Origin of the sequence: Lysinibacillus sp. BNK-21, from assembly GCF_048684915.1 — a bacterium.
Taxonomy (GTDB): domain Bacteria; phylum Bacillota; class Bacilli; order Bacillales_A; family Planococcaceae; genus Lysinibacillus; species Lysinibacillus capsici.
This window is the reverse complement of the sequence record NZ_JBLQTS010000001.1, coordinates 315,668-327,720: the sequence shown is the minus strand read 5'-3', so window position 1 is coordinate 327,720 and position 12,053 is coordinate 315,668. Positions and strand designations below refer to the sequence as shown.

General features: G+C 35.9%; 9 protein-coding genes. 4 read left to right on the top strand and 5 right to left on the bottom strand.

Features of this window, described 5'->3' with window-relative positions:
* Positions 1–13: 13 nt before the first annotated feature.
* On the bottom strand, positions 14–745 hold the full coding sequence (locus ACMGGO_RS01670) for a hypothetical protein (RefSeq protein ID WP_066038139.1): 732 nt from the start codon (positions 743–745) through the stop codon (positions 14–16).
* On the bottom strand, positions 738–2,075 hold the full coding sequence (locus tag ACMGGO_RS01665) for an ATP-binding protein (protein ID WP_259951103.1): 1,338 nt from the start codon (positions 2,073–2,075) through the stop codon (positions 738–740). The genes ACMGGO_RS01670 and ACMGGO_RS01665 overlap by 8 nt, the downstream gene beginning before the upstream one ends.
* A 149-nt stretch (positions 2,076–2,224) precedes the next feature.
* Between ACMGGO_RS01665 and ACMGGO_RS01660 the strand changes: the two genes are divergently transcribed.
* The 4 genes from ACMGGO_RS01660 (at position 2,225) to ACMGGO_RS01645 (ending at position 8,883) form a co-directional block, all read left to right on the top strand.
* Complete coding sequence (locus tag ACMGGO_RS01660) at positions 2,225–2,650, top strand: hypothetical protein (protein WP_420281529.1); 426 nt, start codon at positions 2,225–2,227, stop codon at positions 2,648–2,650.
* Positions 2,651–3,174: 524 nt separating this feature from the next.
* On the top strand, positions 3,175–4,923 hold the full coding sequence (locus tag ACMGGO_RS01655) for a methyl-accepting chemotaxis protein (RefSeq protein ID WP_054548886.1): 1,749 nt from the start codon (positions 3,175–3,177) through the stop codon (positions 4,921–4,923).
* A 136-nt stretch (positions 4,924–5,059) separates the two neighbouring features.
* Positions 5,060–8,230 carry a non-ribosomal peptide synthetase gene (locus tag ACMGGO_RS01650; RefSeq protein WP_066038142.1) on the top strand — a complete coding sequence of 1,057 codons (3,171 nt, stop codon included), beginning with the start codon at positions 5,060–5,062 and terminating at the stop codon, positions 8,228–8,230.
* Complete coding sequence (locus tag ACMGGO_RS01645) at positions 8,227–8,883, top strand: 4'-phosphopantetheinyl transferase family protein (RefSeq protein ID WP_420281528.1); 657 nt, start codon at positions 8,227–8,229, stop codon at positions 8,881–8,883. Before ACMGGO_RS01650 ends, ACMGGO_RS01645 begins: the two co-directional genes overlap by 4 nt.
* Positions 8,884–8,962: 79 nt before the next feature.
* Here the strand turns inward: ACMGGO_RS01645 and ACMGGO_RS01640 are convergent, their stop codons facing one another.
* From ACMGGO_RS01640 to ACMGGO_RS01630, 3 genes are read right to left on the bottom strand one after another with little or no spacing between them, the layout of a single operon-like run.
* Complete coding sequence (locus tag ACMGGO_RS01640) at positions 8,963–9,973, bottom strand: ABC transporter substrate-binding protein (protein WP_420281527.1); 1,011 nt, start codon at positions 9,971–9,973, stop codon at positions 8,963–8,965.
* 10 nt (positions 9,974–9,983) lie between these two features.
* The gene (locus tag ACMGGO_RS01635; protein ID WP_054548890.1) at positions 9,984–10,745 is read right to left on the bottom strand and encodes an ABC transporter ATP-binding protein; all 762 of its coding nucleotides are present in this window, start codon (positions 10,743–10,745) and stop codon (positions 9,984–9,986) included.
* A gap of 4 nt (positions 10,746–10,749) precedes the next feature.
* Positions 10,750–11,829 (bottom strand): FecCD family ABC transporter permease, encoded by a 1,080-nt coding sequence (locus ACMGGO_RS01630; protein ID WP_281217461.1) that lies wholly within the window; start codon positions 11,827–11,829, stop codon positions 10,750–10,752.
* Between the last annotated feature and the right edge of the window lie 224 nt (positions 11,830–12,053).

The following is a 12,053-nucleotide window of genomic DNA, read 5'->3' as shown; positions in this document are numbered from 1 at the left end:
TCGTCACCTGTTTTTACTTTACATCTGTTTTAATCATTTCAAACAATAGCGGTACATTCGTGCCACGATGCAATGAATGACAGCCTTCCATTAAAAATGACCAACTTTTCTTTATTTTTTCCCTATAAGACAACTCTGAACTAACTGGGAGATAGGTGCTTAAATATTCCTCAATCGTGCATGTCAGATTGTCCATAAATTCATCTGCTTTTTGTATTTTTTCTGTTGGGATTTCATTGCGCTCATTCCATAAGACATGTTCTAAATTCGTAGAAAAATAAAATAATTGATAAGGTACTTTCATACGGTTAATGCTAAAGTGGTCATTGGCAATCAAAATTCTAGCATTCTTAGCCTTCATATCATTGCGTTGTTCTATTTGTTCTTTGCGTTTATCCGACTTCACTAAAATAGCATCCTCTGTATAAAATAAGTTTTGCTCGATACGCTCATCTACCTTGACGCACTCTGGTGCAATAAAGCATCCATCTGCATCTGTAATATGAACAACCGCTGTTAAATCATTGGCTAAAAATTTATATTTTTCAAGATAGCTTTGAATCACTCGTACAACACTGTTTTTAATATTCGGTATTCGTTTGTGCGCATCCCACTTTGTTAAGATATCTTCTCGTTGTACATCAAAACGTATTGTGGAGTTCGCAAAATGAGCATCTAAATAATCCTCTAAAATAATTTGCTCCGTCTGCCCTTCCACAATAATCAAAAGTACTTTTTTAGTCATGTTGAACACCTGCTTTACGAAAAGCCCGCTTTATTTTAAATGTTTTAGTTTCCTTATATATCTCTTCCTCTTGCCCGCCAAGCTGGATAGCACGTAAATAGACATCTCTAGCGTTATTCACTTCTTTGATACCTTTTAGCTGCATATAACGGTGATGTTCATTTGTTGTCGTAAACCATAAATTTTTAATAGCTAGCACCTCTAACACACGTAGATTATGGGAAGTAAAAATAAGTTGCCCTTTTCCATCCTCATCTATCACTGTTAACAACTCACCTAACAAATATTCAAATACACCTGAATCTAATTCATCAATAACCACGCATGCATTCGGATTATTGTATACAGCAATTAATACACTAAGAATAGAAATGATCTTTAAAATTCCCTCTGACTCTGTTCGTAGCGGTAATTCCTGCTCCCCACGCTGAGACAAAAATTCAAAACGAATTCCTTGCTCGCCACTGTCCATCATTTGCTTTGTAATGATATTAATTTTAATCGTCAGACCAGGAATAATTGCTGAGAGCACTTGATTACTTTGTTCAATAACTTCACATAATGCATAGAATGCATCCTCTGGTAATAAAGCTGGTCCATTTAAATCATAAGGAATAAGACCTCTTGTTTTCTCTAAATGAATACTGAATGGCATCATCCGTTCTTCAAATAGTGGGGCAATATTTTGAGTATTAACAACATGTAAGTCTCGACTAAAATCAACAGCAATATTTTGTAGCAACTGCATTTCTAGCTCAGAAAGCCGTTCCTGTAATAATGTCTTTATATCTTTATGGAATAGAAATGACATATATTGTTTTCTTGCTAACTGTTGAATAACCAGTAATTGAATTCGTGCTTGTTCACTCAAATCATCCAGTTTCGATTGACGAATTTGTACATCCCTCTCCGTCACAGCCACTAAAATCTTTGATCGCTTCCCTTTCGTGTTTTCTCGATAGGTAAGGCGCTCCAACGTAGTATATAGTCGATGTTGATCCTCCTGTAGCTCCACATAGTAATTCACAAAAAATGTACCGAATTGATTCTGAACTAGAAATTCTACATCCATGCTAGCTGTTTGCTCTCCTGCCAATATAAGTCGCTTCTTTTGAGAGGGCAACTTCACTTCAGCAAGCCATCCTGATAGAAGTGTCTTCAATAAACTAAATGCATCTACAATGGTTGTCTTTCCAGAGCCATTTTGTCCATATAGGCCAACAACATTCGCTTGTAGAAATGTCTCAAAATTTACTGTGAGAACAATTTCACCCTGTCGTACATTTCGTAAATTTTGTATGTTTATTTTTTTTATCTTAATAATTGCCATGTGCTAAACATCCTTTTAGCTTTTTCCCTTATTATAATGAAAATCGTTTTATTTTATAACAAATTCGAACTTAAGCATCCATAGCCTATAGCCTATGACAAAAATCGTAATAGGCATATGTTAGAAAAAATGAAGAAAGGTGTGTTTCATTGGTTTATCCTAGATTAGCCCCTGATGATTTTAACAGTCAATTTCGCCCAGGTATGAAAATATGGGTAACACTCCCTACTGGTACTTATTCAGGTACATTAATTCGGACATTCGGAACTGGAGGAAGAACTGCTGAAATTCAGTTAGATAATGGTCAAATAGTGACTGTGGATGTTAGTCAAATCACTGCTGCAGGTACAGGAACACCTCCTGGTAGTTCCTATCCGCCGCCATACCCACCACCATATCCACCATATCCACCATATCCGCCTCAACCTTATCCGCCACGTCCTTATCCACCACAGCCTTATCCACCGCAACCTTATCCGCCACGTCCAGGGGGGCAATATCCTGGTTTCCCACCACCATTAATACCTGGACTCCCTAATATTTTACCGGGCATATTTGGTAATCCGCGGCCTTAGCAACAATAGAAAAGGTTATTTCTTTATTTAAGAATAAAGAAATAACCTTTTTTCATTTTATTCCCATAACAATAATCATCAAATTCCTTTACATATAAGTCATGACAAAATAAGTAAAAAGCCCTAACAAGGAATTGGAAATTGGTATTTCAGCCAAATTTTTAATCAACTAAAAATAAGTTAGATCTGAGCATACTTCTTTTTTATACTAGGAAATATATAGCTTTTTGTAAAAATTTAACCTAACCTAAAAAATATATAGACTAAAAAACTATATATCATCATTTATTTATAGAAATCATGACTTGAAATAGTAAGTTTTCTGGGTTGTGAATCAATTTTTTTGGCAGTATAGTAGTTAAATGATAGGGGATAAATAGATTATTTTGCATTTATAAATAGTTAAAACGCATCTGGACTTCTACGAATAACATCAACATCTTCAATGTGTAGTACATTGACTAAATTATCCATTTATAGTCCTTAGCTTGAAATATTTGCTATATCATATTAGGAGGAAAAGCATGAAAACACGCAAGAAGCAGCAAATGTCTATTAGTAAGAAATTAACTGCAATAGTAGTGAGTATTTTATTATTATTTGGATTAGTTACTTTAGGTCTTTCTTATTATATAGTAAGAAATAGTAATTTAACAGACATGAATCAATCTCTTTCTGACAAAGGCATGATCCTAGCCAAAACCATTGATATTACTACACTAAAATCGATATTAGAGAATCCTACAAATAGTAACCCTGATGCTCTACGATTAACTAGTGAAATGGATGCAATCAATGATAATTCAGATAGCATTACCAATCTATTTTTAATTACAGTTAACGGTGAAAATATTAATGCACCTGTTCTATCATCTAGTATACTTGAACTAGGGGCAGAGTATAACCAAGATATGATTGCAATGGGTTTATCTCCAGATTTCCTAGCAAGAATTAAAGAAGTCTTTGATACAAAAAAAGCAACAGCAACAGATATTTATAGCGATGAATATGGTAGCTATAAAACAGGCCTTACACCAATCTTGGATGAGAATGGGAATATGCTGGCTGCTTATGCCATTGACTATGACGTATCAATGGTAACAGGAAAAGCGATGTCTGAAGCCCTATGGACGTTATTAGTAACGGTTATTTTCTTAATTGGTTCATCCATTGCTGTTTACACTCTTTTAAGAAAAAAATTAACACCAATTCAACAACTTTCCTTACAATCTAAAAAAGTCGCAGAAGGTAATTTAGAGCTGGAACCATTACCAGTTACTTCAACAGACGAAGTAGGAATGCTCACACAAAATTTTAATTCTATGATCGATAACTTAAAAAATGTTATTAAGAGTACAACGATTGTTTCTGAGCGTGTTTCAAACACAGCCAATGTTTTATCTGTAAATATGCAAGAAGCTTCCGATTCATATAATAATGTAGCATCTTCCATGCAGGAGATTGCAAGTGGCGCTGATCTTCAAGTACAAAAGGCAAAAGAAAGTACAATTACCATTGAAGAAATGAATATTGGTATTCAACGTATTGCCATGACGTCCAATCAAATTTCAGAATCCTCGATTTTAGCATCAGAGGAAGCTGAAAGAGGGAATGAATCGACAAATAAATCTGTTGCACAAATGAATGCTATTAGCAAAGCTGTTAATCAATCTGCAGCTTCTGTTAAATTACTTGGCGATCATTCTAATAAAATAGAAGAAATCGTAGGAATCATTACAGGGATTGCTTCGCAAACCAATTTACTTGCATTGAATGCGGCAATCGAAGCTGCACGTGCTGGCGAGGCTGGTAGTGGCTTTGCAGTGGTTGCTGATGAGGTACGTAAACTTGCAGAGCAATCTGAGGCATCTGCAAGAGAAATTTCTACACTTATTTCTCATATCCAGCATGATACAAACGAATCTGTAAATATCATGGTTCACGCTGTAGAAGAAGTAGATCATGGTATTGTCATGATCAATGATTCGGAAAAATCATTTAGCCAGATTTTAACTTCCATTCACCATGTGACAGGGCAAATTCAAGAGCTTTCTGCAACAATTGAAGAAATGGCAGCTGGTATGGAAGAAGTAACATCTGCCGTAAAAGATATGGAAGATTTTTCAGTCAATTCAAAGGACAATACAAGAGCAGTAGCAGCAACTTCTGCCTCTCAATTGAATACAGTACAACGAGTTTCTGAAGAAGCTCAAGTATTATCCGAGCTATCTGATGAATTAATGAATGTTGTTAATACCTTTGTAGTGAAATAAAAAATGAAAGGGCTGCCCTTATTAAGGAGAGTTATGTCCGTTAGTTTCTCACAGATCGATTCACTACTGTGGACCTAATGACGATAATCGCTCCTTCATAGGTGTCGGCCCTTTTCTAAAATAGGAGTTGTCATAATTGAATAATAAAAATGAATTTGATGTACACCCATCACAGAATAATACGCTTTCTTTTGACCAACAAACACTTCAATCCAATAGTACACAATTATTAAACAGAGAAGACTTACTCGCATATCAAACGTTAAACCGTACAATAGCTGACTACGATCAAAACACCACAATACCTGACGTATTTTATCAGGCAGCACAAAAATTTGCGGAACGAATCGCATTATCCTATGAAGGTGGAAAACTTACCTACCGTCAGCTAAATGAACAATCCAACCAAGTTGCTCATATGTTAGTTGCCAACGGTCTACAAAAAGGAAACTATGTAGCGATAGTTATGGAACGCTGTAAAGAAACCGTCATTAGTTTGTTAGGTATCCTGAAAGCTGGTGGAGTTTATGTCCCCATTGATCCGAGCTATCCAAAAGAACGTTGTCAGTACCTATTAAACGATACAGGTACTCCATTTATCATAACGAAAAACGAACATACAGCTCTACTGAATGATTTTATACATAATGATTCCCAAACACGCACAGTGTTCACAATCAACCAAATGGAGCAAGGATATTCACAGGAAAATATCCAATGTGAAATTCTTCCATCCGATTTAGCCTATATTATTTATACATCTGGTTCAACAGGTAAGCCAAAAGGCGTCATGCTTAAGCATGAGGCTGTCATTAATTTAATAACAGATAATCAACGAATCTACCATTCAACTAAAGAAGATGTTTATTCCCAGTTTATTTCTTTTAGTTTTGACCCTTCTATAACAGAAACCTTTACTGCTTTATTTTCAGGTGCAAGACTTCATATGCTTACAAGTATAGAGCGTTTGTCCATTGAGGCATTTGCTGATATGATCGACCGTGAGCAAGTAACGACCGCTACTGTTCCAAATGCTTTCTTTACACAGCTAGCTACACATTTACCAGTAAGCTATAGAAAAAAGCTTTCGACATTAAATTATTTATCTGTAGGTGGTGAAGCCCTATTGCCTGCCATTGTTCAAAAATGGCAAGACAAATTTGGACTCTCTACAGAAATTATTAATGTGTATGGACCAACTGAATGTACAGTATTGTCCTCCTATTTTAAGGTGAAAAGTCAGATAACAGACATGCAATCTAGTATCCCTATTGGTAGACCAATCGCCAATTATGAAATGTACGTTATTAACACGGACGATCAGCTATGTCCCGTTAATGTAATCGGAGAATTATGTATTGCTGGTGCTGGTTTAGCAGCAGGTTATTTACATCAGCCTGAAAAAACAGCTGAAGTATTTGTACCTCATCTCTTAAAGCCAGATCAAAAAATGTATCGAACAGGTGATTTAGTTCGACTATTGCCAACTGGTGTCATTGAATTTGTTGGACGTAAAGACTCTCAAATTAAAGTAAGAGGCTTCCGTATTGAACTTGGAGAAATCGAAACAGTATTGAGCAATCATACGAGCATTCAGGAAGCTGTGATCATTGCAAAGAAAATGGCTGATGGGAATAATCATTTATTTGCCTACTATACGGTGGCAAGTGGGATGCAGCTTGAGGAGAATCTTTTAAGGGACTACTTAGCAAATCTTTTACCAGATTATATGGTGCCAGAGCAATTTATTGAATTGCAAGAAATGCCATTATCCCCTACAGGAAAAATTGATCGAAAACACTTAGCTTCATTGGAATTAACTTTATCACGCAGTACTACATATATTGCCCCAGAAAATGATACACAGCGTATGCTTGCTACTGCATGGGAATTTGTACTCGGTATTGAGCCAATTGGCATTCACGATAACTTCTTTCATATCGGAGGGCATTCGCTAAAAGTGCTCGAGATTCTTGTACAAGTGAAAAAACATATACCATTCTTAAAGATTCAGGATTTCTTCCAATATCAAACGATTGCTGAACTGGATCATTATATTCGTCATTATCAACCAGAAGCGATTGAAGATCAAGACGAACCAGCTAAAAGCATTGTATTCAAGGACTTAATGGAGCCTAGTCCTCTAAAAGTCTCCCAAAATGTGAAGCCCTTGCCAATGACATCGGTATTACTAACAGGTGCTACAGGTTATTTAGGTAGTCATGTATTATATGAGCTATTAGCAACAACAACTGCGCACATATATTGCCTTATTCGACCAAGCACCCAAACTACGATTGAAGATAAACTAAGAGAGAGTATGCAATTTTATTTTGGCAATACTATTGCTCAACAGATGAAAGATCGTATTACTGTTATCCAAGGTGACTTAGGGAAGCAACGACTACACTTATCTGATAAAGATGAAAAAATCATTATGAAAGAAATTAATGCTATCATTCATTGTGGTGCAGATGTACGTCATTTTGGTGCAGCTGATCATTTTAATAATGTCAATGTGAATGGAACTCGCTACTTGCTTGAAATAGCCAAACAGAAACCAGGTGTGCATTTCCATTATGTATCGACAATTGGCATTCCAGAGGAGCTAGCCGCCATACAATGGGGACCAAATGAAGCAAAAGGTAACTTCAATTACAATGTTAAGCTTGATAATGTTTATACTCAAAGTAAGCTAGAAGCAGAAAACCTTGTTCGAAACGCTGTACAGGATGCAATCCCTGTCTCCATTTATCGTGTAGGAAATTTAAGCTGTCATTCTGAAACAGGTAAATTCCAACGTAATATCGATGACAATGCCTTTTACCGTATGATTAAATCAATGCTTTATTTAGGTAAAACACCTACCGCACAATGGCATGTTGACTTCACACCAATCAATTATGCTAGTCAGGCACTTGTTTCTTTGGCAAGCCAGCCAGCAACCAACGGCCATGTCTTCCATTTATGTAACCCTGTATCGCTTACTTATTTAGAATTAATCGATATGCTTAAGGAAATTGGTTATGACCTAACAATTGTGTCAACACAAGAGTATACAGATTGGCTATTAAATGGTGATCATTCAAAAGATGTACAGGAATATTTATCGTTAGCCATTGCGCAGCTTGAAGGTGATGGAGCAAGTGACTCCCCATTTATCTTCAATTGCAAAAAAACGATAGAATTTTTAGCTCATACCAAGATTGAATGTGCGGCACCAAATAAAGCCTTTATTTACAGAATGATTCAATATGGCATTGATACAGGCTACTTTCCTGAGCCAAAACAAGTCAATATAAGATGATAAAACAAACTATAAAGTTATTTGCACTTCCTCTAGGAGTACAGTTAGCACCACCAGAACGGGATGCTTTCCTTAAAGTACTCCCTTTTGAGGTGCAAAGAAAAGTTCAGCAATACAAGCACTGGCAGGATCAGCAAAGAGCGTTGCTAGGTAGCACTCTTATTAGATGGGCACTCCTTCCCTATATAGATGACGTTCTGTTACATCTAGCTCATAATGAATTTGGGCGCCCTTATATTGCAGGACATCCTCATTGGCAGGGAGATTTTAATCTCTCTCATTCTGGGGATTGGATAGTGTTAGCAGTCACCACCATCGGACGAGTGGGCATTGATGTTGAAGAAATAAAGCCAGTGAGTGAAGATATGATGATATATGCGCTTTCTGAGACAGAGCGTCAATTGGTCTCTCATCAGCCTTTACATGTTTTTTATGAGTTTTGGACTTTAAAAGAGGCTCTTTTTAAAACAGGCTTATTGCCAATCCTATCGCCATATTTGCTTGATACCACCAACATAAAAAAAACAAGGAAAGACCTTTTTACCCAATTACTCTATCTCGATCCGCAGCATCCTGTATCCGTCTGCTGGAACAATGAAAATTCTAAGTTAATAACCACAATATTATATAAAGAGCAGCTTCTACAGCCATAACAATAATTATTCCTCCGTATTAAGAAAACGCTGCCCTAACGTGTCATTTATTCGACCCGCTAGGACAGCACTTTTTGTTTTATTTAAATAAGTCTGGATACATTTCTTTTGCTAATGCTTCCATTCCATCAATTGTGTTATAGCCATAGCCAAACATGTAATTGTAATCTACAATATACATTTGTTTATTTTTAATAGCCTTCATGCTTGATAGTTTAGGATTCGCATAAATTTCTTCACGTACTTTTGTCAAATCAGAACCGTCCCAGTTAGGAAGAATTAATACATCTGGATCTGCTGCAATTAATGTTTCAACACTTACATCGCCTGTTTCATCTTTAAAAATATTATCTAATTTAACCATTTTAAATGCATCATTAAAGAATGTTTCATCGTGTGCTGAATAAACAAAAAGCTCTTTTGGATCATTTGTATGCAAATAGGCAAATGTTTTTTCTTCTTTTATACTTTCTAATTTTGAGGAAATATCTTGTTGTCGACCTTTTAATTCTTTAATAAAGCTATCTGCTTTGTCTTGAACATTAAAAATTTCACCAATATTCTTTATATCTTTATAAATAGAATCATACGTGCCGCCTGTTACGGATGACTCTAAAACATATGTTTTTACACCCATTTCATTAAGCGAATCTACTGTCCCTACTCCCCATTCAGCATTATCAAATAAGCCACCACGACCAAATACTAAATCAGGATCAGTACCTAATGTAACCTCTTTCCCAACATATTCATCACTTAAAATATTTAGCTTAGCATACTCTTCTTCAACAGCTTTATCAACTGCACCAAAATTTGCACCAACACCAACGATTTTATCGCCTAATCCTAAATGTAATAATAATTCTGCAGCTGGGCGTGTATTTGCCATAATTCTTTCTGGTGCTTTATCAAATACTTGATCTTTCTTTTCCCATGTTGATCCACCTTCAGCCTTTGTAAAGTTCTCAATTGTCAGTGGATAATGCTCTTTTGTTTGAGTTTCCTTAGATGTATCTTTTGATGTGTTACCGCAGGCTGTTAATGTTAATAAAGCTGCTAAACCAATTCCTAATAATAATTTTTTCTTCATGTTTTTCCTCCTACAGTCCATATGCAAAGCCTAATCCATTCGTCACTGGATTAGTAAACGTTTGACATTTGATATGATATAAAGCTTCTATTGTTTCTGGTGTTAAAACTTCTTGGGGTGTACCATGTGCATAGATTTCACCATCTTTTACTGCATAAAGATAATCACAGTAATGTGCTGCCATTTCTAGATCATGAAGAGCTGCTAAAACACCGATGTTTAAACTTTTTACACAGGATAGTATTTCAATTTGATAACGAATATCTAAATGATTTGTTGGTTCATCCAAAATCATAAATTTAGGCTGCTGGGCAATCGTTCTAGCTAAAATAACCCTTTGCTTTTCACCACCAGATAGTGAAAGAAAACTGCGCTCTCTATAAGATTGTAAGTTCGTTCTTGTCAATGCCTCTTCTACGATGTCAAAATCCTTTTGGTTATCTGACTCTAGCATTTTTTTATGAGGTGTTCTACCTAACATCACCATTTGTTGTACCGTTAAATCAAAGTGCATTTCATTGAATTGTCCAACTACACCTAAGTGTTGAGAAATCTTTTTTTCGGCGCTTTTTAAAACATCTAAATCATCTAAGAAGACCATCCCTTTTTGAGGTACTAGGCTTTTATAAATGCTTTTCAGTAAAGTTGATTTTCCGCATCCGTTTGGTCCGATTAAGCCCACAAATTGTTGCTTATTCACATGAATGGATACGTTTTTTACGATTTCCTTTTTGCCGATTTTTACTTCTATTTCCTTTGCTACTAATTCCATTGTTCTACCCTCCGAAGTTGTAACCTTTTTTTACAATCATATAGATAAATAATGGTGACCCAATGACAGAAGTAATAATACCAATCGGTAATTCTACATTTTGGATTAATGTTCTAGACAAAATATCAGCCCAAATCATGAAAAGGCCTCCTAAGAGCAATGTTCCTAACATTAATCGTTTATGATCTGCTCCGAAAATACCTCTTGTGATATGTGGAATAATTAAACCAACAAAACCGATCATACCTGCATAAGCGACCATCGTTCCTGTAATAAGCGAGGTAAGAATCATATATAATTTACGATAAGCACTTAAATTGATCCCTAAGGTGATAGCTGATTCATCCCCAAGTAGCATTGTGTTTAGCACACGATGTTGGAAAAGGAATAATGCAGCTCCTAGTACAATCACGATTGTTAAAATTGGTGTTTTGTCCCAGCTGGCAGATGCTAAACTCCCCATAGACCAGAACGTAACAGTTTTAATGCCCTCTGCATTATTGGCAAAAAAGATGATAAGGCTTGAAAACGAACTACATAATGCACCGATAACAACCCCTGATAAAACCAATTTTACTGAGGTTGCTTTACCTCCAATGCTGGATAAGATAAGCACTGCCATAGAGGTAATCATCGCCCCTGCAAATGCACCAAAGGCTACTCCAAATTGTGCTAACAATGCACTACTCCCAAAACCAACTAGAATAGCAAAGGTTGCACCTAATGACGCTCCTGAAGAAATACCAAGTATGTATGGATCAGCAAGCGGGTTTTGGACAACTGCCTGCATGACAGCCCCACACAATGCAAGACCGACACCAATTAATAAGGCAAAAACCACACGTGGCATTCTGACCTGTAAAATAATATTCAAGTAGGATTCACTTTCCACACTATCAAGGGTGCCAAGTTTTCCATTGGATATAGTATGTAGCAAAATATCCATCGATTGCTTGAAAGGAATGCTGACTTGTCCTATTGATACAGAAAAAACGGCAGATATTAAAATGGAGGCTATTAAAAGCAAGATAATAACATAATAAATATTGCCCGTCCCTATTCTGTTAGCTTCCTGTCTATCCAAAATTTCACCTCTATCTATTAAACTTTTAGTTAATGATAACGATTATCATTTTCATTTTGTATTGTAAGTGATAATCCATTGAAAAACAACAGGAAAATTTTTAATTATAGATTATGCATACATTCAGTAGATAAATATTCCACTACTGGCGGGTTTTAATTCGCTAAAATTATTGTTCCGATAGAAATTAAAACAGCTCATTGTAAATTCCGGATATTATATAG

Bases quoted from the DNA above. Each gene is read 5' to 3' on its own strand.
- ACMGGO_RS01670 (WP_066038139.1), bottom strand. From the start codon at position 745: ATGACTAAAAAAGTACTTTTGATTATTGTGGAAGGGCAGACGGAGCAA.
- ACMGGO_RS01665 (WP_259951103.1), bottom strand. From the start codon at position 2,075: ATGGCAATTATTAAGATAAAAAAAATAAACATACAAAATTTACGAAAT.
- ACMGGO_RS01655 (WP_054548886.1), top strand. From the start codon at position 3,175: ATGAAAACACGCAAGAAGCAGCAAATGTCTATTAGTAAGAAATTAACT.
- ACMGGO_RS01645 (WP_420281528.1), top strand. From the start codon at position 8,227: ATGATAAAACAAACTATAAAGTTATTTGCACTTCCTCTAGGAGTACAG.
- ACMGGO_RS01640 (WP_420281527.1), bottom strand. From the start codon at position 9,973: ATGAAGAAAAAATTATTATTAGGAATTGGTTTAGCAGCTTTATTAACA.
- ACMGGO_RS01635 (WP_054548890.1), bottom strand. From the start codon at position 10,745: ATGGAATTAGTAGCAAAGGAAATAGAAGTAAAAATCGGCAAAAAGGAA.